The following is a 25,742-nucleotide window of genomic DNA, read 5'->3' on the forward strand; positions in this document are numbered from 1 at the left end:
CGTCAGTTGGCGGAAGCGCCGGCGGCTTGCACCACGGCTTTCCATTTCTCGATCTCGGTGCCGATGAAGGCGTTGAATTCCGCCGGACCCTTGACGGTAGGCACCGCGCCCAGCTCGATCACGCGCTTCTGCATATCGGGGTCGGCCATGGCCTTCTCGATGGCCTGATCGATGCGGTTCACGATGGGCGCCGGCGTGCCTGCGGGGGCCAGCACGCCAAACCACGAACCCGCCTCGAAATCGGGCACGCCGGCCTCGGCCATGGTGGGCACGTCGGGCAGATTGGTGCTGCGTTCCGCGCTGGTCACGGCCAACGCGCGCAGCGTGCCGTTCTTGATGAAAGGCAGCGAGGTCGGCAGGTTGTCGAACATCAGGTGCACCTGTCCGCCGACCAGATCCGTCACGGCCGCGGCGCTGCCCTTGTACGGCACGTGCACCATGTCGACACCCGTGCGGCTCTTGAACATTTCGCCCGACAGATGGATCGAGCTGCCCGCGCCGCTGGACGCAAAGCTCAGCTTGCCCGGATTCTTCTTGCCATACTCGATCAGTTCCTGCACCGACTTCACGGGCAGGCTGGCCGTCACGGCCAGCACGTTCGGCACGGACGCCACCAGCGTGATCGGCGCAAAATCCGCCGGCTTGAACCGGATGTCCTTGTAGATGGCGTAGTTGATGGCCTGCGTGCCCACCGTGCCCATCAACAGCGTGTAGCCGTCGGCATCGGCGCGCGCCACGAAGTCCGCGGCAATGTTGCCCGCCGCGCCCGGACGGTTTTCCACCACGACGGGTTGACCCACCGCTTTCTCGATGTGCGGCGCAATCAGCCGGGCCACCACGTCGGTGTTTCCGCCCGCCGAAAACGGGATGACCATGCGGATGGGTTTGGTCGGCCAGTTATCCGCCGCGCTCGCGCCCGCCGACGCCGCCAGTGCGACCAGACCCGCGCACGCGTAGGCAATGCTCTGCTTGGTGCTCTTGAACATGTTGTCTCCTTGCTTATGGTTTTTGATGTTCGGTACTGCAGTGCATCCCGAAACGCCGCGGGAACACGGCGCTCGGGAAATTCGGTCAACCCGCTTCGGCGAGCGTGCGCTTCAGGCGTTCAAGCAGCAGATCGATCTCGGCATGGTCGGTCGCGTCCAGCTTCGGACCCGGCCGGCGCATGCCCGCATGCTTGATCGCGCCGCGGCGCTTCATGATCTCCTTGCGGACGGCGACGCCCCACTGGCTCTGGTTCTCGTAGCTCAGCAACGGCAGGTAGCGGTCGAACACCGCGTGGGCTTCGTCGACACGGCCCGCCGTATGCAGCGCATAGACCTGTGACAGCATCTCGGGATGCGAGAACCCGGCCATCGGCCCATCAATGCCGCGGCCCATTTCCAGCGGCAGGAACATCGCGTTGTTGCCGGTCAGGATGGCGACGCGGCGGCCGGGCAGGGCGCGCAGCTTGGTGATCTTGGTGATGCTGGGCAGGTCCTCTTCCTTGACCGCCTGGATTTGCGGGTGACGCTCGATCAACTGGCCAATCACCGGCACCGACATCCAGGTGCCTGTCGAAAACGGAAAGTCCTGCAGCACCGTCGGCACATTGCCGATACGGTCGAACACGGCCTCGAAGTAGGACAACACTTCCTGCTCGGTGCGCAACCCGCCTGGTGGCGCGATCATGACGCCCGCGGCGCCCGCGTCCATCACCTGACCGGTCAGCTCGGCCATCTGGGCCACGCTGCTGTTGCTGACGCCCACCACGACCGGCTTGTTCCTGGCGCGCGCGATGAATCTCGACGCCACCGCCAGCGATTCCGCCGGCGTGAGCTTGTTGGACTCGCCGGCAACGCCCAGCACGGTCAGGCCATTGGCGCCGTGTGAAAAATAGAAGTCGGTCAGCGAGTCGACGCTCTCCAGGTCGATGGCGCCGTTCTCCTGAAAGGGCGTCTGCGCAACGATGTAAACGCCACGGGCTTGGTCAAGCATGTTGTCTCCTGATCTTGGTATAAATATCGGAAAATATTAGCGCTAATATTTTATTAGCGCTAATATTTTTGATAGGGAGATTCCCCAGGAAATGCGATGTTTCCGCTCAGAACGAGGCGCGGTTCAGCGTGGGCAGGACAGGGAAAGCGTCAGGCGCTCTGACGCCGCATCAACGTGAATCCCACATCGACCCGCAACCCCGCATTGGCGTGACCATCCAGGCGGTCGATGATGGCGCGCGCGGCCTGCTCGCCGATCAGCGAGCCGTCGATGCGCACGGTCGTCAGCGGCGGGGTGGTGGCCGCCGCATAAGCCTGATCGCCGAATCCCACGACGGCCAGGTCACCCGGCACCTGCCTGCCCAGCGCTGCGGCTTCCAGCAATACGCCCATGGCAATCATGTCGGTGCTGCACACCACGGCATCGGCATCGGGCTCGCGCGCCAGCAGTTCGGCCAGCCCGCTGCGGCCCGCGCCCATCGTGGCGGGGGCGGGGATCAGCACATGCGGCGTGTCTGCGTCCGCGTCGATCAAACGCAACTCGCGCGCCGCCGCCGTGAAGCCCTGCAACCGGCGTCCCGCACGCGGATCATTCCCGATGACGGCCACGGGCCGCCGCCTTCCGGTTTCAGATAGAAACTGCGCCACGCATGCGCCCGCCGCCTCGTGCGAAAAGCCGATCAGCATGTCGACCGGATCGTCATTCCAATCCCAGGCTTCCACGACGGGAATGCGCGCCGCGCGCAACTGCGTCCTGCCGGTCGGGGTCAGCACCGTGCGCATCATGACCACGCCGTCGGGCCGCCGGCCCAGGATCGCTTGCAGGGCGGACACTTCCAGTTCGGGGTCGTATCCGCTTTCGGTCAGCATCATCTGATAGCCGTGGCGGCTGAGGTGCAGGCTGAGCGTCTGCAGCGCCTCCAGAAACACAGGGCTGCCCAGCGTGGGCACCGTCACCGCCACCAGACGGCTGCGGCCGCTGGCCAGGCCGCCGGCAACCAGGTCCTGCACGTACCCGGTCTGGGCGATGGCGTCGTGGATGAGCTTGACGGTGCGTTCAGGTACGTTCTCGGGGGCGTTCAGCACCCGCGACACCGTGTGCATCGACATGCCCGCCACGCGCGCGACGTCCGCAATGGTCACCCGGCCAGACCCGCGCCGAGGCGCGCGGCTGGTGGCAGGCTTGCTGCGACGCTCAGTGGGAGGAGGGGACATGCGGCCTCTCTGGGATCAGGGTAGGCCGGATTGTACCGAGCCGCCGCCACGAAAAAGCGCCCGCTGCGACACATGCCGCAGCGGACACTTTTGGGGCGCGCGCAGGTATCAGGCGAAGTCGAGCACGATGCGGCCTTCGATCTGGCCCTGCTTCATGCGGTCGAACACGCTGTTGATGTTGTCCAGGCGTTCGGTGGCGACGGTGGCGTGGACCTTGCCCTCTTCGGCAAACTGCAGCGACTCCTGCAGATCCAGCCGCGATCCCACGATGGAGCCCCGCACGGTGACGCCGTTAAGCACCATGTCGAAGATCGACAGCGGGAAATCCCCCGGCGGCAACCCGTTCAGCGAAATCGTGCCACCCCGGCGCACCATGCCCAGCGCCTGCTCAAAGGCCTTGGGCGACACCGCGGTGATCAGCGCGCCATGCGCACCGCCGATCTCCCGCTTCAGGTAAGCAGCCGGATCCGTGGTCAGCGCATTGACGGTGACTTCCGCTCCCAGCCGGCGCGCGAAGTCCAACTTGGCGTCGTCGATGTCCACCGCGGCCACGTTCAGGCCCATTGCCTTGGCGTACTGCACCGCCATGTGGCCCAAGCCGCCAATCCCCGAAATGACCACCCAGTTGCCAGGCCGGGTGTCCGTCATTTTCAGGCCCTTGTACACGGTGACGCCGGCACACAGCACCGGGGCCACATCGACGAAGCCGACGCTCTTGGGCAGCAGGCCCACGTAATCGGCTGCCGCCAGCGCGTACTCGGCGAAACCGCCGTTGACGGAGTAGCCCGTGTTCTGCTGCGATTCGCACAGGGTTTCCCAGCCGCCCAGGCAGTGCTCGCAATGGCCGCAGGCGGAATACAGCCACGGGATCCCGACGCGGTCGCCTTCCTTGACGTGCGTGACACCGGCGCCCGCGGCGACGACGTAGCCGACGCCCTCGTGGCCGGGAATGAAAGGGGGATTGGGTTTGACGGGCCAGTCGCCTTCGACGGCGTGCAGGTCCGTGTGACAGACACCGCAGGCTTCGATCTTTACCAGGAGTTCGCCCGGACCCGGGCGCGGCACGGCGACTTCCTCGACTACCAGCGGTTGGCCAAACGCGCGTGCGACTGCTGCCTTCATGGTCTTGTTCATCACTACCTCCGAAGTCTGATCAGTTTCACTATGCTCGGCCGCTTGCGCGGCTAAAACCATGATGTACATCAATCAGCGCGGGAAGGTACAACTCGTCACCGAGTCGGGGGCCGTATTGCGGCCGGCGCGGCAATCGTCGTACAGTCGTTCGCAGGCGCGCCGTTCCCGGCAGCGTGTCGCCGATGCCCAGGAGCCGTCCATGTGTGAAATCTTCATCCGCGCCACCGAGCACTCCTACGCCTGCGAAACCCGATCGTTGCGCCTGCACGGCGTGGCGACCAGCCTTCGGCTCGAGCACCTGTTTTGGCAGGTGCTGGAAGAAATCGCCGGCCGCGACGGCATGCGGGTCACGCAACTGATCGAACGCCTGTACGACGAACTGGTCGAGTACCGCGGCGAGGCCGCCAACTTCACCTCGTTCCTGCGCGTATGCTGCCTGCGGTATCAGTTGCTGCAGGCCGAAGGCCGCATCCCCCGGGATGCCCGCGTGCCGATTCAATCGCTCAATGCCCAAGCCGTCCTGGAAGGGCTGCCGCCGTCGCTGTGCGATGCCCAACCCGTTCCCGCGAAGCGCCGCGCGGCATGACGACATAGCGCGCGCTGACTTGGCGAGCAGGCGTCGCGCCATGCTCGCCCGCGGCCGCAACAGGTCCCGCGTTCGTGGTGCCTACCGTGTCGCCAACAGTCCGCGCAGCAATAGCTCCAATGCCGCGCTGCCCCGCGCCAGCCGCGCACTGCCATCTTCGCCGTCGGCAATCCAGAACGCGGCTTCGGCCAGACTGCCGTAAACCAGCGAAGCGAGCGCCTGCGCATCCGCGTCGGCCACAATCCCCTGCTGGATGAGGTTGTCGATCAGGCGCTGCATAGACGCCACGCAATGGCGTTGGGATTCCGGGGATGCGCCACCCAGCACCGCCGTGGCGTCGCGCAGCACGATGCGCTGGATCTCGGGCTCCAGCGCCATTTCCAGGTAGGCATGGCAGCGTTTGCGAAAGCCTTCCCATGCGTCGTCGGAGCGGTCCGAGATCGTCTGAAGGCGCGCATCCATCTCGGCGTCGATCTGCGCCACGACCGCCGACAGCAATCCCTTCTTGTCGCCGAAGTGGTGGTATAGCGCGCCACGGGTCAGTCCCGCCTGCGCAGTGAGGTCGTCCATCGAAGTGGCGGCATAGCCGTGCGCCGCAAAGCACTGTCTGGCCGTTGCGAGCAGCGTGGCGCGGGTTTCTTCCATCTCGGCGCGCGTGCGGCGAACCATTTCTCTCTCCTTACATACGACGCGTATGATTATTTACAAACAGTCCGTATGAATATACGATCTTATTCATACGGACTGTTTGTATTGTCGCTGGCCGGCCGTGCAGCGGCAAGCCGATACCTGCTGGAGAGATGAATGACCAACCCTTATGGCGACCTTTTCGCCGCCCGCGGCACGCGGGGCTTTGCCTTGGCGGGCCTCGTGGCGCGGATCCCGCTGCCGATGACCGGCATCGGCATCATCACCATGCTGTCGCAACTGCGTGGCGGCTATGCCTTGGCGGGAGCTGTATCCGCCACCTTTGTGCTGACCTATGCGCTGCTGTCGCCGCAGATTTCCCGCCTGGTGGACCGGCATGGGCAAATGCGGGTGCTACCCGTCGCCACGGCCGTTAGCGTCATCGGATTCTTGATCCTGCTTGGCGGTTCGTGGTGGCAGGCGGCCAACTGGACGCTGTTTGCCGGCGCCTTGCTGGCGGGATTCATGCCAAGCATGTCCGCAATGGTGCGGGCGCGCTGGGCCGTGCTGTACCGGGGCCAGCCGCGTTTGCAGACGGCTTATTCCCTGGAAACGGTGCTCGACGAAGTCACGTTCATCGCCGGTCCGCCATTGTCGGTCGGACTGTCGGTCGCGGTGTTTCCCCAGGCCGGTCCGCTGGCCGCGGCATTGCTGCTGATGGTTGGTGTGTTCGCGCTGGTCGTGCAGCGGGACACCGAACCGCCCGTCCAGGCGCAAGACGCCGCCACCACGGACGCCGGATCGGTGATCCGATCGGCGCACGTTTGTGTGCTGGCGCTGCTGATGGTGGCGATGGGCATCATCGTGGGCACGGTGGACATCGTGAGCGTGGCCTTCGCCGAACAGATGGGCCAGCCGGCCGCGGCCAGTCTGGTGCTGTCGGCCTATGCCGTGGGTTCCTGCGCGGCCGGACTGTTGTACGGCGCGCTCAAGGTAAAGACGCCACAGCATCGCCTCTTGCTGCTGTGCGGTCTGGCAATCGCAGCCACCACCTTGCCATTCCTGCTCGTCGGCAGCATCGCCGCGCTGGCTGGCGCCGTGCTGGTTGCTGGAGTGTTCTTCGCGCCGACCATGATCGTCGCCATGTCGCTGGTCGAGCGCCTGGTGCCCGAGCAACGCCTGACCGAAGGCATGACTTGGCTGCTGGCAGGATTGAATGTCGGCGTTGCGCTGGGCGCTGCGTTTTCCGGCCACGTGGTGGATGGCGGTGGGGCACGGGCGGGCTTCGCCGTCGCGGTCGGTGCAGGCGGGGTAGTGCTGTTGGTGGCGATGTTGGCGCATCGGCGCCTGAGCGCCCATGGCTCGCCGGCATGGCGGGCCGCGTGATGGCGGCCCGGTCATTATGGCTGGCTGTCGGGGCGGCCAGTCTTGCCACTTTCTCCGTCGTGACCACTGAAATGCTGCCGGTAGGTCTGCTGACGCCCATTGCCGACACGATGCGCGTCTCCACGGGATCCGCCGGCCTGACGATCTCGCTGCCCGCGTTGCTGGCTGCGCTGTTCGCGCCGTTGGTGGTGATCGCATCGGGCGGCATGGATCGGCGCAAGATCCTGAGCGGCCTGCTGGGACTGCTGGTGATCGCCAACGTGGGTTCGGCATTCGCGCCCGGCCTGGGTTGGCTACTCGCGGCGCGCATCCTCGTTGGATTCTGCATGGGAGGCATATGGGCCATCGCCGGCGGCCTGGCTGCGCGGCTTGTGCCGCACGGCGCTGTTGGCTTGGCGACATCCATCATCTTTGGCGGCGTCGCCGCCGCATCCGTGATGGGCGTGCCGCTCGGCTCGCTGATTGGAGAACTCGCCGGGTGGCGCTGGGCCTTCGCAAGCATGGCCGTCTTCAGCGCGCTGGTGCTGGCGCTTCATCTTGCTGTCATGCCGGCGTTGCCCGTGGCCAGTTCGGCCTCCGCGCGCCAGTTCGGCGCGCAACTGGGCAATCGCGGCTTGCGGGCGGGGCTGCTGCTGACGTTGTTGCTGGTGACCGGGCACTTCACGGCCTTCACCTTCGTGCGTCCGCTGTTGCTGTCGGTGTCGGGGTTCGACGCGCAATGGATCGGCGCGTTGCTGTTTGCCTATGGACTCGCGGGCATCGTCGGCAACTTCCTCGCTGGCATCGCCGCGGCGCAGCGCACCGTGCCGACCTTGACGGCAATTGCGCTGGGATTGCTGCTGACACCGGCCCTGTTCCTGGCCGTGGGCGGTTTTCCTATCGGCGGTGGTGTGGCGCTCGTGGCATGGGGCCTGGCCTATGGCGGCGTGTCTGTCGGCCTCATGACCTGGATGATGAAGGCCGCGCCGGCGCATGTGGAAGTCGCCACCGCGCTGTATGTAGCCGTGTTCAATATCGGCATTTCACTCGGGTCATGGGCAGGCGGCCAGATCGTCGATGGCTTCGGCTTGACCGGCAATCTGTTTGCGGCGGGAGGGTTGGCTGCCGCGGCGCTGCTGGTGCTGACGCTGTATGCCAGCCTGGGGAAGCAGGGCGCGAAAGCCGGCTCTGATGGAAAGCCCGCGAAGTGCAGTGCGCAAGTGCGCGCCAAATAAGGAAAGGGCCCGATGCAATCGGGCCCTTCATTTTTGCTACACGCAGCGGTCAGCCGGCCATCAGCCGCCGGCGCCGATCGACGCCATCGCCACTTCGCTCTGCACGATGCGGCGGATGCGCACGGCATCGCCAATACGCGAGAGTTTGCCCTGCGAATCCAGCAGCACGATCGCCAGGTCGCGGCCGTTGATGCGCGCCAGCATCACCAGGCATTCGCCCGCTTCGTTGATGTAGCCGGTCTTGGACACCTTGATGTCCCAGTCGGGCTTGCGCACCAGCAGGTTGGTGTTGCGGAAGGTCTGCGTGCGGTTGTTGATCTCGACCTCGTACTCCGTGTCGGTGGAGTAGCGGTGGATCAGCGGACGCTGCGACGCCGCGCGCAACAGGCGCGCCAGATCATGCGGCGACGACACGTTGTTGCTGGACAGGCCGGTGGGTTCGATGAACCGCGTGCTGGTCATGCCCAGCGATTGCGCCTTGGCATTCATGGCGGCCACGAAGGCCCGCAGGCCGCCCGGGTAGTGGCGGCCCAGCGCGTTGGCGGCGCGGTTTTCGGAAGACATCAGCGCCAGGTGCAGCATGTCGCCGCGCGACAGCTTGGTGCCCACGCGCAGCCGCGACGTGGTGTGCTTGAGCTCGTCGACGTCCTCGTCGGTGATCTCCAGCATCTCGTCCATCGGCAGGTTGGCGTCCACCACGACGACGGCGGTCATCAGCTTCGAGATCGAAGCAATGGGGCGCACGACGTTTTCGTTCTTGGCGAAGATGACCGTGGAAGTTTCCAGGTCTTGCACATAGGCGGTGCTGGAGCGCAGCGCGGCCGCTTCGGCGCGGGCCGAGGCGGCGGGCGGCGGCATCGCGGCGCTGGCAGCGCCGGCTGCGGCAACGCGCCGGCCGCGAGCGGCCTTGTCCGCCTTGCCACCCTTGCCGCTCTTACCCGACGCGCCCGCCTTCTTGGACGGCGTGCCTTTCGCGGCAACCTGCTTGCCGCTCTTGGGCGGGGCCTTCTTGGCCGAAGAGGATTTGGGAGGCGACTTCTTGGCGGACGGCGCTGCCTGCTTGGCAGCGGCGCTCTTGCCCGAGCCCGCCTTGGGCGCGGGGGCCTTCTTTGCTTGTTGCGCCTTGCAGGCCGCCGATTTGGCGTTTGTCTTGCAAGGATCGGAATTTTTGGCTGCTTGTGCCGCAGGGGGCAGGAGCGCGCACACCGCCAGCGCGGCAGGCGCTAGGGCTTTCGCAATTGCACGTTTCCAGGAAAAGGCCATGGTTGAGCAGGCTTGTCGGTCTGTGAACAAATATTTCTTAAGCCGGCGTTTCGTCGGATCAGGAAAAGTCCAGATGAATTATGGGCTTACGCGTCGAATTTAAACAGCAATTTCAAGTGCCACGCAAGGCGATTTGCGACGTTTACCGAAAAAAATATCAGTGACATATTGACGCAGCAGCAATTGGTCACATGTCAGAAGTCGCAAAGCTAACCGCGCAGCGCGCAAGAGCGTAGCCCGGATTAACCCTCATCTGGCTGAATGGGTGGACTTTTTTGAGGAGGAACGGCGCGCAAGGCCGAGGCTTGAGTGGCCTCGCCGGGTGGAATCGAACCACCAATTGACCCTTAGGAGGGGCCGGTTATATCCATTTAACTACGGCGAGCGGGGCGGGTGCGCGAGACGCTTGCAGCACTGAGGGCGGCAAACGGGCGCCAGCATGGGCGCGCTACTGCACTAAGGCCTTGAAATTGCTGCGGAACTTGCGAGCCGAAGTTTAGCACTGCGGACGCGGGCCTCGAAGCAGGACGCAAGTCTATCAGCAGGCGGGGCAACGCCCAAATCATTGGGCTTTGGATGGCGCCTCGCAAACGCCTCGTCCGCGAAGCTTGTCGTGCCAACGCGGGTATTCACGGACCCGCCTGCCGACTTGTATATGATGTTTGAGTCCCGCCGCCGCGCGGGGCCGCCCCGAGGAGGGGGCGCAAACCCAAAAACAACCAGACACGGGTTTCATGTCTAGCCAAACCGATACGATTTCCGCACGCACCATTGCCTTGGGCACCCTGGTCGTGCTGCTTGCCATGGGGGTGCGCGCCACCTTCGGCCTTTTCATGCAACCGATGGGCCTGGCGCACGGCTGGAGCCGCGAAGTGTTCTCCATGGCCTTCGCCCTGCAGAACCTGGTGTGGGGCGTGGCCTGTATCTTCATGGGCATGCTGGCCGACCGCTACGGTTCCGGCCGCACGATTGCCCTGGGCGCGCTGCTGTACATGCTTGGTCTCATCGGCACGCGCTTTGCCACCGACGAGGCCACGCTCTATCTGACGGCCGGCGTGCTGGTCGGGCTGGGCCAGGCGGGCACCACCTTCCCCGTCATCCTGCCCGTTGTCGCGCGCTCCGTGCCGCCCGCCTATCGCAGCACGGCGATGGGCATTGCCAGCGCGGGCGGCTCGCTGGGGCAGTTTGCCGTGGTGCCTACCGGGCAACTGCTCATCAGCGGTCTGGACTGGACCGGCGCGCTGTGGGTGCTGTCGCTCTTCGTGGCATGCGCCGCACCGCTTGCGTATTTCCTGCGTGGCCGGCCGCAAGCGCACACGGGTCCCCAGCAATCGCTGGCCACCGCCATCAAGCAGGCCGTGCGGCATCCGTCGTTCCACTTCCTGTTCTGGAGCTACTTCGTCTGTGGCTTCCATACCGCGTTCATCACCTTGCATTTGCCTGCCTATGTGACCGACGGCGGGCTGACGGCCGGGCAGGGCGCCACCGCAATCGCGCTCATCGGCCTCTTCAACGTCCTGGGGTCGTTCTACGCCGGCAAACTCGGCGGCAAGTACAGCAAGAAGCGGCTGCTGGCGGTGGTGTACTTCATGCGGGCCTTCGGCATCCTGTTGCTGCTTTCGGTGCCGCTGACGCCATGGGTGTTGTACGTATTTGCCGCATGGATGGGTTTGTTCTGGCTGGGCACCGTGCCGTTGACGCAGGGGCTCATCGGTCAGATCTATGGCCTGCGCTATGCGGCCACGCTCTCGGGCATCGTGTTCCTCGGCCATCAGTTGGGCAGCTTCATCGGCGTGTGGCTGGGCGGCTACGCCTACGCCAAGACCGGCAGCTATGACCTGGTCTGGTGGCTGGGCGTTGCACTGGCGGTCATCGCCGCGCTGCTGTGCCTGCCCGTGCGTGAACAGCCGGTGACGCCGGCTCAGCCCGCAACGGCGTGATCACGACCTCCCGGAACCGCGCCATGAACGCCAGCCCGAACCCCGAAGCCCCGCGCCGCAAAGGCTGGCGCGCCGTGGGCGTGCTGGCGTTGGTTGCCGTGTTGGGGCTTGCATTCTGGGGGTACACCACGCCAGAGATGCAGATTCACTGGGAAAACCTGGCCGCACTCTGCGGGTTTTGACAGGGCTCGGCTTACCGCAACCGGCGCATTTTGCCGGCCGGCTCGCGGTATCCTACGGCGGAGATTTTTCTCCGCCTTTTTCATCTCTTTTTCTTCGCGTGGCGCCTGCCGCGCGCGCCCTTGGATGACCATGCAGGACGCAGCGCCCACCTACTCCGATCTCTCGTTGCCAGACATCGCTGGTCTGCCTGCGGCGGACACGCTTGTGCTGACGGTGAACAATCGCCTGTCGCGCCGCCTTACGCTCGAGCTCGCCGGATTGCTGCGCCAGGAACGTCAGGTCAGCGAATTGCCTCGCATCCTGCCGCTGTCCGCCTGGCTTGCGGAATCCGCCAACGAGCTCGCGTTCGAATCCGACGAAGACGTGCCTGCCTACCGGCTCGACAGTTTCGCCACACAGCTCGTCTGGACCGAAGCCATCCGCATCGAAGAAGCCGAACGCGTCCTGCTGGACGCCAGCCAGGCTGCCCGGCTGTCGATGGATGCCGACCTGCTCATGGACGAATGGGCGTTGCAGGTGCCTTCCGGCGCGGATACCGACGAATACCGCGGCTTTGCGCGATGGCGCGAACGCTACCGCCAGACCCTCGCCGGCATTGACGCCGAAGACGCGAACCAGGGCTATGCGCGCGTGCTGCGCGCGCTTGAAGCCGGCCGCCTCGCCACGCCGCGGCAACTGGTGCTTGCCGGATTCACGGACATCTCACCGCGCTTTCAGCGCCTGCTGCTCGCGTTCGAGGCGCAGGGCACGGATGTTGCGCAATGGCGCGACACGCAGCGCGTGCAAGCGGTGGCGCATCGCTTCGAAGCCGCAGACCAAGGCGCTGAATGGCGCGCCGCCGCGGCCTGGGCGGCCAGCCAATTGAAGGCCAACCCCGCCGGCCGTTATGCCATCGTCTCGCCGCAACTTGAAGCCGAATCCCCATTTGCACGCCGCGTGCTCAGCCAGGCGCTGGCCGGGCGAGACGGCGCGCCGGCGTTTGCGTTCAACGTGGCGGTGGGCCGCCCGCTCGACGAATGGCCCATGGCGCGCGCGGCGTTGGCGTGGCTGCGGGCGTTGGCCGAATGCGCGCCCGGCAAGGGATGTGGCGTCGACGTGCTGGGCGCCGCGCTGCTTGCAGGGCATTGCGCCGGCGACGTGCGCGACCGCGCGCGTCTTGCGGCCATTGACGCGCGCTGGCGGCGCCAGGGCAAGCTGCACGTAGCCTTGCCGGAATGGCGCAAACTGCTCGCGGACATACCGTTGTTGGCGCAGGCATGGAACCACGCCACAGAGATCTGGACGCAAGGCGGCAACAAGGCTACGTGCGATGTCTGGATGCTGCGCATGAAGGCCGCATTGACGGCCCTGGGCTTCCCCGGCGAAGCGCCGCTGGACAGTGTGGGTTATCAGGTCATGGGTGCGCTTGGCGATGCGCTCGGCAGCTTTTCGGCGCTGGCGCCGGCCGCGGGCCGTCTGGGCGGCTTGGCGGCGGTGAACCTGCTGGAAAGCGTGGCGCGTTCATCCTCGTTCCAGCCGCAGCGCGACCCGCTCGCGCGGTTGGACGTATTGGGTTTGCTGGAAGCCGAAGGCGGCTACTGGGATGGTGTCTGGCTCTTGGGCCTGACGGACGACGTATTGCCGGCATCGCCGAAGCCAAACCCGCTGCTGCCCCTGGCCGTATTGCGTCAGGCCAGGGCGCCACGCGCCACGCCCGAGCGCGAACGCGAATGGGCGGAAGGCATGTACGCCGCGCTCTGCCGCTGTGCGCCCAGCATCATCGTCAGCCACGCGCACATGGATGGCGAACGCGAATTGCGCCCGTCGCCGCTGATCGCCGCGCTTCCCCTCACCGATTGGGCGCCGGTCATGGCCGAATCGCAGGCCGCCTTGCCGCAGGAATCGCTCGACGATTCGCAAGGGCCGCCGCTGGCCGCCGGCAATCGTGGCGGGGGCGGGCTGGATGTGCTGGACACGCAGGCGCGCAATCCGCTGTGGGCCTTCGTGCGCCACCGTCTCGGCGGGCGCGAGCTCGCGCCGTATGCCGACGCCGCCACCGTGAACGTGCGCGGCCAGTTCCTGCACAAGGCGCTCGAAATCGTGTGGGGCATGATGCCCGACCAGGATGCGCTGCACGAACAGCTTGCGGCAGGCCGCCTGCCGGCGCTGCTGGAGCAGGCCGTGGCGCAGGCCGCTGACGAAGAACTCAAGGAATACGCACCGGCCCTGCGGGCGCTGGAATGCCAGCGTGCCCAGGCCGTACTGGCGTCGTGGCTCGACCTCGAAGCGCAGCGCATGCCGTTCGCGGTCGCACAGGTCGAAAAGAACCATCAGTGGCAGCGTGGCGCGCTCAACCTGAAGCTGCGGCTGGACCGCATCGACAGCCTGCCCGATGGCCGCAACGTCATCGTCGACTACAAGACCGGCGTGGCCGCGGCCAAGCCCGAGCCCGACTGGTCGCGCAGCCGTCCCGTGAACGTGCAGTTGCCGTTCTACGCGTCCGTGCTGGCCGACGCCGCCGGCGGGGAAGCGGCGGGCCTGGTGCTTGCGCAGATCCACGCGCGGCAAGTCGCCGCACAAGGCTTGGCCGACGAAGACCTGGGCATGCCGGGCGTTACGCTGGCCAGCGAAAGCAAATTCTTCGAAGGCCTGTCCTGGCCCGAAATCCGCCAACGCTGGCGCGTGGCTATCGAGTCGCTGGCCGACGAATACGTCGCCGGCTATGCGGCCAATGTCGCGTACCGGCGCGACGATCTGAAATACTGTGATGCCTTGCCGTTCCTGCGCTTGCATCTGGACGACGAGGACGCATGACCATGGCCGAACAAGATCGCCTTCCGCATGACCACGCCGCGCGCGCCGCAGCGCTCGATCCCGCGCGCTCCTTTCTGGTCCAGGCGCCTGCGGGGTCGGGCAAGACCGAACTCCTGACCGACCGCATCCTGGCCCTGCTGGCTACGGTGAACCGGCCCGAAGAAATCGTCGCCATCACGTTCACGCGCAAGGCCGCCTCCGAGATGCATGCCCGCGTGCTGAGCAAGCTGCGCCGTGGCCTGGAGGCGCCGCCCGAAGCCGCCCACGAACGCCGCAGCTGGGACCTCGCTCGCGCGGCGCTCGATCGCAATGCCGAACAAGGCTGGCATCTGCTCGAGCATCCCGCGCGTCTTGCCATCCGCACCATCGACTCGTTCTGCGCGGGGCTGGTGCGCAGCATGCCGTGGCTGTCCGAGCTGGGCGGCATGCCGGACATCACAGACGATGCGCGTTCGCACTACGAGGCCGCGGCGCGCGCCACACTGGATCTCGCCGACGACTACGAGGCCGTGCGCATCCTGCTGCGCCACCTCGACGTCGACGTGCAGGCCGCCAAGGACGCCATCGCCGACATGCTGGGCCAGCGCGATCAATGGCTGCCGCTCTTGCGCCACGGCTCCGACCGCGAGGCCATGGAGGCCACGTTGGCCGAAGCCATCGGCGAAGACCTCGATGCCCTGTGCGCCGCCATGCCCTACGGCTGGTGCGAGTCGCTTAGCGGCCCGGCGCGGCTTGCCGCGGCCAACCTGCAGGACGGCGAAGACGAGAACAAGCTGGCCGCATTGCTGGATTGGACTGACGAACTGCAGCCCGATGCCGAACTGCTGGACGCCTGGCGCGCCGTCGCGCATCTGTTGCTGACCGGCACCGGCTCCTTGCGCAAGACGGTCAACAAGAATCTGGGGTTCCCGGCCAAATGCGCGCACAAGGAACCTTTCGTCGCCTGGCTTGAAGGCGCCGACGCGCAAGGCGCGTGGGTCCGGCGCCTGCACGCCGTCCGCGATATCCCCGCGCCGCATTTCACCGATGCGCAATGGGAAGTGCTGGGCGCGCAGCTCATGACGCTCGCGCTCGCCGTCGCGCAGTTGCGACTGCGCTTCGCCGACAAGGGCGAGGTGGACTTCATCGAAATCGCCCAGCGCGCCGCCGCCGCATTGGGCAGCGCAGACGATCCCGGCGAACTGCTGCTCAAGTTGGACGCCTCGATCCGCCATCTGCTCATCGACGAATTCCAGGACACCAGCCAGACGCAACTCGACCTGCTGCGCACGCTCACGGCAGGCTGGCAGTCCGGCGACGGCCGCAGTCTTTTCCTGGTGGGCGACCCCATGCAGTCGATCTACCGCTTCCGCAAGGCGGAGGTCGGCCTGTTCCTGGAAGTGGCCGACGTCGGCGTGGGAGAGGTCAAACCAGACTTCCTGAACCTCACGGACAACTTCCGGTCGCAAGCCGGCATCGTGGACTGGGTGAACCAGTCGTTCGTCGACCTGCTGCCCCGCCGCAGCGACGCCGCGGCAGGCGCCATTGCCTACAGCCCGTCCACGGCCTTTCATCCGGCCTTGCCCGACCCCGCCGTGCGCTTTCATCCGGCCTGGTCACGCGAGGGCGCGCCGCCCGCCGAAGAGCAGGCCGAAGACATCGCGGTGGGACTGGTGCGCCAGGCCCTCACCGACCACAAGGGCGCCAAGCACCCTGTCGCGATCCTGGTGCGCGCCCGCAGCCACCTCGGCAATCTCACGCGCCGGCTGGCGCAGGAAGGCATCCGTTCCCGCGCGGTCGACCTCGTGCCGCTGGCGCTGCGCCCCGTCGTGGCCGACCTGGTCCAGCTCGTGCGCGCGCTGTCGCATCCCGCCGACCGCCTCGCCTGGCTGTCCGTGCTGCGCGCGCCCTATTGCGGCCTGACGCTTACGTCGCTGCAGCGCCTGTTTGGCGACGACCACATCACGCCGATACCTGTGCTGCTGGAACGCGCCTTGCGCATTGCGCCGCAACCTGCCGCGACGGCAACGGCCGCTGCGTCGGCAGACCCGCAAGCGTCGCTCTTTGATGCGCCGGTACCCGAACCCGAAGCGCCGTCCGCGCAAAGCGTGCTCAGCGCCGACGAGTTCGCGCGCCTGCGCCAGGTCGCATCCGTGCTGCTGGACAAGCGCAACGCCTCCGGCGCAATGCCGTTCGCCGCATGGGTGGAATCGCTATGGCGCCGGCTGGGCGGACCGGGCCTGTACGCCGGCCTGTCCGTCGCCAACGACGCAGAAAGCCTGTTCCAACTGGTCGAACGCCTTGCCCCCCACGGCAGCATTGACGTGGCTGCACTGGACGCCGGCATCTCCCGCCTCTTCGCGGCCCCCGACGCCGCCGACGAAGACGAAGGCGCGGTCGAGATCATGACCATGCACAAGTCCAAGGGCCTGCAGTTCGAAACCGTGATCCTGTACGGCCTGCACCGCGCGCCGCGCGGCGACCAGGCCCCGTTGGTACGCTTCGAACAAAGCGGCGGCCGCGTCCTCTTCGGTCCGGTCAAACCCCGCGCCGAAACCGAGGCAGACCCCGTCTCCCGCTACCTGGGCGCCCGCGAAGCCCGCCGCGCCTCCTACGAAATCGACCGCCTCCTCTACGTCGCCGTCACAAGAGCCCGCAAGCGCCTGCACCTGGTGGGTCACGTATCGATCGACGAAGCCACCGGCCAGACCAAGACCCCACCCGCAGCCAGCCTGCTAGGCCGCCTGTGGCCCTGCCTGACCCCACCCGTCCCGCCATCGCTCAACGGCGAGCCGGTCCAAGAGGAGGGCGACGCCCCCGAATGGCAAGGCGAACCCCTGCGCCGCATCGACAGCGCGGGCCTCGCGCAGCTGCAACGCCAATCGAACATCACCATGAGCGCCGGCTTCGCCACGGCCACCCGACGCGCATGGGGCGAAGCCGCCGAACATCCCGCGTGGCAACTGGAAGCCGGCTACGACGCCGCCATCGGCACCTTGGCCCACGCATGGCTGGCCCGCATCGGTCAGGACGGCATACAAGCGTGGCCCCCCGAAGCGCTAACCCCCCGCCTACCTGCCATGCGCCGTCAGTTGACTCGAGCAGGCATCCCCGCCAGCCAAGCCGACGCAGCCGCCGAAGCCGTCCTGGAAACCCTGCAAGCCACCCTGGCAGACGAACGCGGCCTATGGCTCTTATCCCAGTCAGGCGCCCGCCGAGAATGGCCCCTCATCGATGCAGCAGGCAAAGTGTCGGTTATCGACCTGGCCCTAAGCACCGAAGACGGCTGGCTGATCGTCGATTACAAGACGGGCAGACCTCACCCAGGCGAATCAGCACCCGCTTTCGCCACCCGAATGCGCCAACGCCACGGTGAACAGTTGCAGCGCTACTGCACCCAGGTCACAGCCCTAGATGGCCGCAGCGCCCGAGCCGCCCTGTACTTCCCCCGCGCAAAGGCGTGGATAGATTTGATGGAATAAAGCGAAGCGAAAACCCAAGCAAGCAAGGCAAAGCGAAGCGAGCCGAAGGGGCAAGCGAAGCAACGCCCCCCAAACAAAGAAGCGCAGCACCCAAGTCAAGGCAAGGCAAAGCGAAGCGAGCCGAAGGGGGGCAAGCGAAGCAAGACCCCAACCCCCTCCCCCTCGGGGGGAGGGCCGGGGAGGGGGCCCACATATTGCCCCCCGGGGCCCGCCAGCCGAGAGGCTAGCGAGCGCGCGAAGCGCAGCTCTGCTAGAATCTCGGCTGGCGGGCCCCTTCGCATGGTTCGACGGTGAACCTGGTCAGGTCGGGAACGAAGCAGCCATAGTCGTTTAGGGTCAGTGCCGGAGTAAGGCTCGCCAACCGGATTCTTCAAAGCTGTAGCGTTTGCTACTTCGCTTTCACAGGGGACGGGGTTATTTTCCAAGGATTCGTTCCACGGGAATAAGCCCGTCCCCTTTGCATTCCAGCCCGCTCGATCAACGGGTTCAACAATCAGGCTCTACAATCCAGCCATGACTTATCTGGTATTGGCCCGCAAGTGGCGGCCGCGATCGTTCGATACCCTGGTGGGACAGGATCACGTGGTGCGCGCGCTCACGCATGCGCTCGACACGCAACGCCTGCATCACGCCTGGCTGTTCACCGGCACCCGGGGCGTCGGCAAGACCACGCTCTCGCGCATCCTGGCCAAATCGCTCAACTGCGAAACGGGCATCACCTCAAAGCCCTGTGGCGTCTGCCGCGCCTGCACCGAGATCGATGCGGGCCGCTTTGTCGACTACCTTGAGCTGGACGCCGCGTCCAACCGCGGCGTCGAGGAAATGACGCAGCTTCTGGAGCAGGCGGTTTACGCACCGGGCGCGGGACGCTTCAAGGTCTACATGATCGACGAAGTCCACATGCTGACCGGGCACGCGTTCAACGCCATGCTCAAGACGCTGGAAGAGCCGCCGCCGCACGTCAAATTCATCCTGGCCACCACCGATCCGCAAAAGATCCCGGTGACGGTTTTGTCGCGCTGCCTGCAATTCAATTTGAAGCAGATGCCGGCCGACTCTATCGTTGGCCATCTGCAGGCCGTGCTCGGCCAGGAAGACGTCGGCTTTGAAATCCCGGCCCTGCGGCTGATCGGGCAGGCGGCGTCGGGCTCGATGCGCGACGCCCTGTCGCTCACCGACCAGGCCATCGCCTACAGCGCGGGCAACCTTACCGAAGATGCCGTGCGCGGCATGCTCGGCACCATCGACCAACGCCATCTCGTGCGCCTGCTGGATGCCCTGTCTTCGGGCGATGCCAAGGGCGTGCTGGCCGTGGCCGACGAACTTGCGATTCGCGGACTGTCGTATGCCGGTGCGCTGGCCGACCTGGCCGTGCTGCTCTCGCGCGTGGCGATCGAGCAGCGCGTGACCGGCGTCACCGCCGCCGAAGATCCGCTGGCCGGCGACATCGCCCGGCTTGCTCAGGCGCTGCATCCGGACGCCGTGCAACTGTTCTACTCCGTCGCCGTGCATAGCCGCGGCGAACTGACGCTGGCGCCCGACGAATACGCGGGCTTCATCATGGCGTGCCTGCGCATGCTGGCGCTCAATGGCGACGCCGGTCCGCAGACCGCGCTGGAAGCGCCCGCCGCGCCTGCGCGTCAGACCGCGGAACCCGCGGCAGCCATCGCCGCGCCAGCCGCCGCTGCGGTTGGCGCGGCTGTCATCGCCGCCGCAGCGTCTTCGGGCGCGGGTCAGCCTGCCGTGTCTGCGCCCGACACCGGCGCGGTCGCTCCGCCAGTGTCAGGCGCAGTGGTCAACCATGCCGAGACCGTCAATGCCTCGGCGAGCACCGCCGCCGACGACAATGCGTCGCGCAACGAGGCGCCGGCATCCGCATCAGAGTCCGCGTCCGCATCAGCGTCCGCGTCCGCATCAGCGTCCGCGTCCGCTGACGCTCCGTCGGAATCTCCCGCCACTGTCGCTGCCGCGCCCGCGCAGCCCGCCGCCGTCGCATTGCCGCAATCGCCTGCCGCGTCCGTCCCGCAATCCGCAGACAGCAGCAGCGTCCCCCCTTGGGAAGACCTGCCGCCGAACGCCACGAATGCAGATGCGGGCGCAGCGACGTCCAATGCACCGACGAGCAACGCTGCAGCGCGCGCCGTAACGGCCGCTGACGCATCGACGCCTGACGCATCGACGCCTGACGCATCGACCGCCGACGCATCGACTGCCGACACCCCGACCGCCGACACCCCGACCGCCGACACCTCGCCTCCCGACGCCGCAGCGCCTCACGCCCCGTCCGCCAAACCGCAAGGCTCCGCTGCCCTGGCCGTGACAACGGCCGCCGCGGCGATCGCCCCGGCATCCGCGTCCGCCCCGGCAATGGGCGACACCGACGGCCCGCCGTCCTGGGTCGACGAAGAAATCCCCTTTGAAGCCGAAGGCGGGTTCATGCCCGACAGCGGTTTCACGTCCGATCCGGATGACGATTTCGAAACGCTGGCCACGTCACCCGCCCCGGCGCCTGCACCGCCGGCCGCTCGCCGCGATGGCCCCGCGCCCGCGCGCAAACGCCAGTCGCGTGCGCCTCGCCTGACGGACATGGACTCGGCGTCCTGGCCCGAGCTGGCCGCGCGCCTGCCCGTGACGGGCCTGGCATCGGAACTGGCTCGCCAGAGCGAATGGGCCGGCGTGCATGGCGATGCCATCATCCTGCGCGTGGCCGTCAAGACCCTGGCCGAAAGCGAAAGCCGGGTGCGCCTCCAGACCGTCCTGTGCGAACATTTCGGGCAGGGCATCCGGCTGGACGTGCAGGTCGGCGTCACCGGTGACGCCACGGCGTATGCCGTGGCCCAGGCCGAGAGCGCGGCGCGCCAGCTCGCGGCCGAAAACGCCGTCGCCGACGATCCCTTCGTGCAAGCGCTGCTGTCGGATTTCGGCGGCCACGTCGTTGCTGGCTCGATCCGCCACGTTGATTCAGCGGCCGCCGCCTGACGCGGCGGCCAACCTCATTCCCCTCGTTCAAGGAAGCTCCCATCATGATGAAAGGACAACTCGCCGGCCTGATGCGCCAAGCGCAGCAGATGCAGGAAAACATGAAGAAGGCGCAGGACGCGCTGGCTGACATCCAGGTCGAAGGCGCCTCGGGCGGCGGCCTGGTGAAGGTCACCATGACCTGCCGCCACGACGTCAAGCGCGTCGAGATCGACCCGTCGCTGCTGGCCGACGACAAGGACATGCTGGAAGACCTGGTCGCCGCCGCGTTCAACGACGCGCTGCGCAAGGCCGAAGCCACCTCGCAGGAAAAGATGGCGTCGGTGACCGCCGGCATGCCGCTGCCCCCGGGCATGAAGCTGCCGTTCTGATTGCCGCTGCCGTAGGTTGCAATGGATCCCTTACTGCCCGAACCCGAGCCGCTGGTCTCGCTGATCGAAGCGCTGCGGCGCCTGCCCGGCGTGGGCGTGCGATCGGCCAGGCGCATGGCGTATCACCTGTTGCAGCATGATCCGCAAGGCGCGGATTTGCTGGGACGGGCGCTTGCCGGCGCGGTACGGGATCTGAAGCACTGCGCGCGCTGCAATAGCTTCTCTGAAGACGAGGTTTGCGCCACCTGCTCCAATGTCAAGCGCGATCCCTCGCTGCTGTGCATCGTCGAAACGCCGGCCGACCAGAACATGATCGAGTCCAGCCACGGCTACCGTGGCCTCTACTACGTTCTCATGGGCCGGGTCGCGCCGCTGGAAGGCATCGGCCCGCGTGAGCTGGATTTCGAGCGCGTGATCAAGCGCGCGACGGATGGGGTGGTGCAGGAAGTCATCCTGGCCACCAACTTCACGGCCGAAGGCGAGACCACCGCGCATTTCCTGGGCGAGGCCCTGGGCGAGCGCGGCCTGCGGGTCACGCGCCTTGCGCGTGGCGTGCCTGCCGGCAGCGAGCTTGAATACGTCGATGCCGGCACCATCGCCTGGGCTCTGATGGAGCGCAAGACCACCTGACGCTCGCGGTACCAGAACGCCCGCCGGCAACGTATCGGCCGGGCAATCAATGTGAGGAAGACAATCCATGTCAGCGCTGACCGGACTGAAGGTCCTGGAACTCGGCACGCTCATCGCCGGCCCATTCGCCGCGCGCATCTTCGGCGAATTCGGCGCCGACGTCATCAAGGTGGAGACCCCGCACGGGCCGGACGGCACGGGCGGCGGCGATCCCATCCGCAGTTGGCGCCATCTGCACGAGGGCAATTCCCTGTGGTGGACGGTGCAGGCCCGCAACAAGCAATCCATCGCGCTCAATTTGAAGGACCCGCGTGCGCAAGAGATCGCCCGCAAGCTGGCGCTGGACGCCGATGTGGTGGTCGAGAACTACCGCCCCGGCGTCCTGGAAAAGTGGGGGCTCGGCTTTGAGCAGCTGCGCGCCATCAATCCCGCGCTCATCATGGTCCGCCTGTCCGGCTACGGCCAGACGGGCCCCATGAAGGATCAGCCCGGCTTTGGCGCCATCGGTGAATCCATGGGCGGCCTGCGTTACGTGTCGGGCCACCCCGACCGCCCGCCGCTGCGGGTCGGCATCTCCATCGGTGACTCCATCGCGGCGCTGCACGGCGTGATCGGCGCGATGATGGCGCTGCGCCATCGCGACGCCACCGGCGGCCGCTGGAACGGCAAGACGGGCGACGAATGCCAGGCAGGGCAGGGCCAGATGGTTGACGTGGCGCTGTACGAAGCCGTCTTCAACATGATGGAGAGCCTGGTCCCCGAGTACGACGTGGCTGGCGTGGTGCGCGAGCGCACCGGCGGCGCGCTGCCGGGCATCGTGCCCTCGAATACCTACACCACGCGCGACGGCCAGAACATCGTCATCGCCGGCAACGGCGACGCGATTTTTCATCGTCTGATGCGGGCCATCGGCCGTGACGATTTGGCCGAGGATCCGGATCTGGTGCGCAACGACGGCCGCGCGCGGCGCGTTCAAGAGATCGACGGCGCCATCCAGCAATGGTGCGACGGACGCGGTATCGAAGCGGCGCTCGAAGCCCTGAAGCGCGCCGACGTGCCGGTCGGCAAGATCTACAGCGTGGCCGACATGTTCAGCGATCCGCAGTTCCTTGCGCGCCGCATGATCGAACAGCATCGCCTGGCGGACGGCAGTCCCGTCAAGCTGCCGGGCGTGGTTCCCAAGCTATCCGAAACACCTGGCCAGACGCGCTGGGTGGGCCCGAAATTAGGGGAACATACCGAGGAAGTCCTGAAATCGCTGGGGTATGATTCAGCGGCTATCGACAAGCTGGCGAAGACCGGCGCTATCGGAATATCCGACAACCAGGAGACAAAGCAATGACAGTCACCCGCCGTGAACTGCTCAAGATCGCCGGCGCTGCCGGCGTCATGACCATGGCCCCTGCCATCGTGCGCGCGCAGAAGCTTGAAAAGACCAAGGTCCAGATCGCAGTCGGCGGCAAGCCGCTGATCTATTACCTCCCGCTGACGATCGCCGAGGTGCGCGGTTACTTCAAGGACGAAGGGCTGGACGTCAGCATCGCGGACTTTGCCGGTGGCTCCAAGGCCCTGCAGGCCGTGGTGGGCGGCAGCGCCGACGTGGTCTCGGGCGCCTTCGAGCACACGCTGTCCATGCACTCCAAGGGTCAGGCCTATCGCGCCTTCGTGCTGCAAGGCCGCGCGCCGATGATCGGCGTGGGCGTCTCCAAGAAAAACATCCCGGGCTACAAGGGTGCGGCTGACCTGAAAGGCAAGAAGATCGGCGTGACCGCGCCGGGCTCGTCCACCAACATGGTGGTCAGCTTTTTCCTTGCCAAGCACGGCCTGAAGGCCTCCGACGTGTCCTTCATCGGCGTGGGCGCTGGCGCGGGCGCGGTGACTGCCGTGCGCAGCGGCCAGATCGACGCCATCTCCAACACGGACCCGGTGGTCTCGATGCTGGAGATGCCCGGCGACATCCAGATCATCGTCGACACGCGCACGCTCAAGGACACGCAGGAAATCTTCGGCGGCAACATGCCCGCCGGCTGCCTGTATGCGCCGCAGACGTTCATCGACGCCAATCCCAACACCGTCCAGGCGCTGACCAACGCCATCGTGCGCGCCGACAAGTGGATTCAGAAGGCCGGCCCCGAGGAAATCGCCAAGGTCGTGCCCGAAACCTACCTGCTGGGCGATCCGGCCATCTACAAGGCCGCGCTCGGCAAGAGCATGGAAGGCCTGTCGCCGGACGGCATGATCCCCGAAGACGGCGCGGCCACCGCGCTCAAGGCGCTGGCCGCCTACCAGGCTGACTTCAACGGCTCGAAGGTCGATCCGTCGAAGGTGTGGACCAACGATTTCGCGCGCCGCGCCAACGAGAAGTGTGCCAATGGCTGAAGCCGCGCTGTCGCTGGAAAACATAAGTTGCACCTTTGTCTCGCGTGACGACCGGTCGCAGCGCTACACCGCGGTCAGCGACACGACCCTGGCCATCGCGCCGGGCGAGTTCGTGTCCGTGGTGGGCCCGACCGGTTGCGGCAAGTCCACGTTGCTCAACGTCAGCGCCGGCCTGTTGGCGCCGTCGTCGGGGCAGGTGAAGGTCTTTGGCCAGCCGCTGGTTGGCATCAACGAACGTGCGGGCTACATGTTCCAGGGCGAGGCGCTTCTCCCCTGGCGCAGCGCGCTGGACAACGTCATCGCCGGCCTGGAGTTCGCCAACGTGCCCCGCGCCGAGGCATTGGATCGCGGACGTGAATGGATGCGCCGCGTTGGCCTGGGCGGATTCGAGGGCCGCTATCCGCATCAGATGTCGGGCGGCATGCGCAAACGCGCCATGCTGGCGCAGACGCTGATCCGCGACCCCGACATCATCCTCATGGACGAACCGTTCTCGGCGTTGGACATCCAGACGCGCCAGCTCATGGAGAACGAGGTCCTGGACCTGTGGATGGCCAAGCGCAAGGCGGTGCTGTTCATCACCCATGACCTGGACGAAGCCATCGCCATGAGCGACCGCGTGATCGTGCTGTCCGCCGGTCCGGGCACCCATCCCATCGGAGAATTCGCCATCGATCTGCCGCGTCCGCGTGACGTGGCCGAAGTGCGCATTGACCGGCGTTTCGTCGAGCTGCATGCCGCCATCTGGGGCGTGCTGCGCGAGGAAGTGCTCAAGGGCTATGCCCAACAGAAGCGAGCCTGAGCCATGCCCAAACTGAACAAATCCGGTTCCGGCAGCCTGCGCGTCTGGCAATTGCTGCTGCTCGTCATCATCCTGGCCGTCTGGCATTTTGCGTCGCGCGATCCAAAGGTCGCCTTCTTCTTCGGCGAACCGTTGAAGGTGTGGGGGCGCATCTGGGCGTGGTTCGTCACCAACGCCGACATCTACAACCACTTGGCCGTGACGCTGACCGAGACCGTGCTGGCGTTCTTCATCGGCACGATCGCGGGCCTGGCCTTCGGCTTGTGGCTCGGGCTGTCGCCGCGCGCCAGCGCAATCCTGGATCCCTACATCAAGGCAGCCAACTCGATGCCGCGCGTCATCCTGGCGCCCATCTTCGGCATGTGGTTCGGCCTGGGCATCTGGTCCAAGGTGGCGCTGGCCGTGACGCTGGTGTTCTTCATCGTGTTCTTCAATGTCTATCAAGGCGTGCGCGAAGTCAGCCCCACCTTGCTGGACAACGCCCGCATGCTGGGCGCACGCAAGCGCCAGCTGCTGCGTCACGTGTACTTGCCGTCGGCCACGAGCTGGGTGTTCTCCAGCCTGCACACCTCGGTGGGTCTGGCGTTCGTGGGCGCGGTCGTCGGCGAATACCTGGGGTCGGCAAGCGGCGTGGGCTACTTGATCCTGCAGGCCGAAGGCACGTTCGACGTGAACACCGTGTTTGCCGGCATCATCGTGCTGACCGCCTTTGCGCTGATCCTGGACACCATCGTCGGGGCTGGCGAGAAGCGCTTGATGAAGTGGCAGCCCAAGTCGGGCGAAACCGAAAAGCTGTAATCCGC

At 66.4% G+C, this 25,742-nt stretch carries 20 protein-coding genes, 1 tRNA gene and 1 other RNA gene; 15 read left to right on the forward strand and 7 right to left on the reverse strand.

The features are described 5' to 3' along the window. Positions 1-2 precede the first annotated feature (2 nt). The 4 genes from AC6CIE_RS18745 to adhP all read right to left on the reverse strand — a co-directional run bounded on the left by AC6CIE_RS18745 (position 3) and on the right by adhP (position 4,325). Positions 3-986, reverse strand: a complete 984-nt coding sequence (locus AC6CIE_RS18745) for a Bug family tripartite tricarboxylate transporter substrate binding protein (protein ID WP_218343171.1) — start codon at positions 984-986, stop codon at positions 3-5. An 85-nt stretch (positions 987-1,071) separates the two neighbouring features. Continuing rightward, positions 1,072-1,977 carry a dihydrodipicolinate synthase family protein gene (locus AC6CIE_RS18750; protein WP_343737394.1) on the reverse strand — a complete coding sequence of 302 codons (906 nt, stop codon included), beginning with the start codon at positions 1,975-1,977 and terminating at the stop codon, positions 1,072-1,074. Between the two features lie 149 nt (positions 1,978-2,126). Beyond that, complete coding sequence (locus AC6CIE_RS18755; protein WP_452001409.1) at positions 2,127-3,191, reverse strand: LacI family DNA-binding transcriptional regulator; 1,065 nt, start codon at positions 3,189-3,191, stop codon at positions 2,127-2,129. 108 nt (positions 3,192-3,299) lie between these two features. After that, positions 3,300-4,325 (reverse strand): alcohol dehydrogenase AdhP, encoded by a 1,026-nt coding sequence (gene adhP, locus AC6CIE_RS18760; RefSeq protein ID WP_498093295.1) that lies wholly within the window; start codon positions 4,323-4,325, stop codon positions 3,300-3,302. A 199-nt stretch (positions 4,326-4,524) separates the two neighbouring features. Between adhP and AC6CIE_RS18765 the strand changes: the two genes are divergently transcribed. Next, complete coding sequence (locus tag AC6CIE_RS18765) at positions 4,525-4,911, forward strand: ribbon-helix-helix domain-containing protein (protein WP_175125912.1); 387 nt, start codon at positions 4,525-4,527, stop codon at positions 4,909-4,911. An 81-nt stretch (positions 4,912-4,992) separates the two neighbouring features. Here AC6CIE_RS18765 and AC6CIE_RS18770 read toward each other — a convergent pair whose 3' ends face one another. Then, complete coding sequence (locus tag AC6CIE_RS18770) at positions 4,993-5,580, reverse strand: TetR/AcrR family transcriptional regulator (protein ID WP_498093297.1); 588 nt, start codon at positions 5,578-5,580, stop codon at positions 4,993-4,995. Between the two features lie 135 nt (positions 5,581-5,715). Between AC6CIE_RS18770 and AC6CIE_RS18775 the strand changes: the two genes are divergently transcribed. Further along, entirely contained in the window at positions 5,716-6,924 is a 1,209-nt protein-coding gene (locus AC6CIE_RS18775) for an MFS transporter (protein ID WP_498093299.1), read from the forward strand. Further along, positions 6,924-8,138 (forward strand): MFS transporter, encoded by a 1,215-nt coding sequence (locus tag AC6CIE_RS18780; RefSeq protein ID WP_498093402.1) that lies wholly within the window; start codon positions 6,924-6,926, stop codon positions 8,136-8,138. Before AC6CIE_RS18775 ends, AC6CIE_RS18780 begins: the two co-directional genes overlap by 1 nt. Positions 8,139-8,198: 60 nt before the next feature. Here AC6CIE_RS18780 and pbpG read toward each other — a convergent pair whose 3' ends face one another. Both pbpG and AC6CIE_RS18790 read right to left on the reverse strand, forming a co-directional pair. Further along, a complete protein-coding gene (gene pbpG / locus AC6CIE_RS18785; RefSeq protein ID WP_246282928.1) occupies positions 8,199-9,401 on the reverse strand; it encodes a D-alanyl-D-alanine endopeptidase in 1,203 nt (400 codons plus the stop codon). A gap of 310 nt (positions 9,402-9,711) precedes the next feature. Continuing rightward, a tRNA-Arg gene (locus tag AC6CIE_RS18790) sits at positions 9,712-9,786 on the reverse strand. Between the two features lie 349 nt (positions 9,787-10,135). Here AC6CIE_RS18790 and AC6CIE_RS18795 point away from each other — a divergent pair. The 12 genes from AC6CIE_RS18795 to AC6CIE_RS18850 all read left to right on the forward strand — a co-directional run bounded on the left by AC6CIE_RS18795 (position 10,136) and on the right by AC6CIE_RS18850 (position 25,737). Continuing rightward, complete coding sequence (locus AC6CIE_RS18795) at positions 10,136-11,341, forward strand: MFS transporter (RefSeq protein WP_175138242.1); 1,206 nt, start codon at positions 10,136-10,138, stop codon at positions 11,339-11,341. 23 nt (positions 11,342-11,364) lie between these two features. After that, positions 11,365-11,523 (forward strand): hypothetical protein, encoded by a 159-nt coding sequence (locus tag AC6CIE_RS18800; protein WP_175126025.1) that lies wholly within the window; start codon positions 11,365-11,367, stop codon positions 11,521-11,523. A gap of 124 nt (positions 11,524-11,647) precedes the next feature. Further along, positions 11,648-14,317 (forward strand): PD-(D/E)XK nuclease family protein, encoded by a 2,670-nt coding sequence (locus AC6CIE_RS18805; protein ID WP_498093301.1) that lies wholly within the window; start codon positions 11,648-11,650, stop codon positions 14,315-14,317. Positions 14,318-14,319: 2 nt separating this feature from the next. Continuing rightward, positions 14,320-17,778: a UvrD-helicase domain-containing protein gene (locus tag AC6CIE_RS18810; protein ID WP_498093303.1), complete on the forward strand. Its 3,459-nt coding sequence runs from the start codon at positions 14,320-14,322 to the stop codon at positions 17,776-17,778. A gap of 264 nt (positions 17,779-18,042) precedes the next feature. Then, positions 18,043-18,140, forward strand: an RNA gene (gene ffs / locus AC6CIE_RS18815) — signal recognition particle sRNA small type. Positions 18,141-18,291: 151 nt separating this feature from the next. Continuing rightward, on the forward strand, positions 18,292-20,757 hold the full coding sequence (gene dnaX, locus AC6CIE_RS18820) for a DNA polymerase III subunit gamma/tau (protein WP_498093305.1): 2,466 nt from the start codon (positions 18,292-18,294) through the stop codon (positions 20,755-20,757). Positions 20,758-20,801: 44 nt separating this feature from the next. Further along, positions 20,802-21,128 (forward strand): YbaB/EbfC family nucleoid-associated protein, encoded by a 327-nt coding sequence (locus tag AC6CIE_RS18825; protein WP_056326789.1) that lies wholly within the window; start codon positions 20,802-20,804, stop codon positions 21,126-21,128. A gap of 21 nt (positions 21,129-21,149) precedes the next feature. Beyond that, positions 21,150-21,758 carry a recombination mediator RecR gene (recR, locus tag AC6CIE_RS18830; protein ID WP_175126029.1) on the forward strand — a complete coding sequence of 203 codons (609 nt, stop codon included), beginning with the start codon at positions 21,150-21,152 and terminating at the stop codon, positions 21,756-21,758. Positions 21,759-21,825: 67 nt separating this feature from the next. Further along, positions 21,826-23,100 (forward strand): CaiB/BaiF CoA transferase family protein, encoded by a 1,275-nt coding sequence (locus tag AC6CIE_RS18835; RefSeq protein WP_175126030.1) that lies wholly within the window; start codon positions 21,826-21,828, stop codon positions 23,098-23,100. Further along, complete coding sequence (locus AC6CIE_RS18840; RefSeq protein ID WP_498093308.1) at positions 23,097-24,137, forward strand: ABC transporter substrate-binding protein; 1,041 nt, start codon at positions 23,097-23,099, stop codon at positions 24,135-24,137. Before AC6CIE_RS18835 ends, AC6CIE_RS18840 begins: the two co-directional genes overlap by 4 nt. Then, positions 24,130-24,939: an ABC transporter ATP-binding protein gene (locus tag AC6CIE_RS18845; RefSeq protein WP_498093310.1), complete on the forward strand. Its 810-nt coding sequence runs from the start codon at positions 24,130-24,132 to the stop codon at positions 24,937-24,939. The genes AC6CIE_RS18840 and AC6CIE_RS18845 overlap by 8 nt, the downstream gene beginning before the upstream one ends. Positions 24,940-24,942: 3 nt before the next feature. Continuing rightward, complete coding sequence (locus AC6CIE_RS18850) at positions 24,943-25,737, forward strand: ABC transporter permease (RefSeq protein ID WP_498093312.1); 795 nt, start codon at positions 24,943-24,945, stop codon at positions 25,735-25,737. Positions 25,738-25,742 lie beyond the last annotated feature (5 nt).

The organism is Achromobacter sp. GQ309 (genome assembly GCF_059759315.1).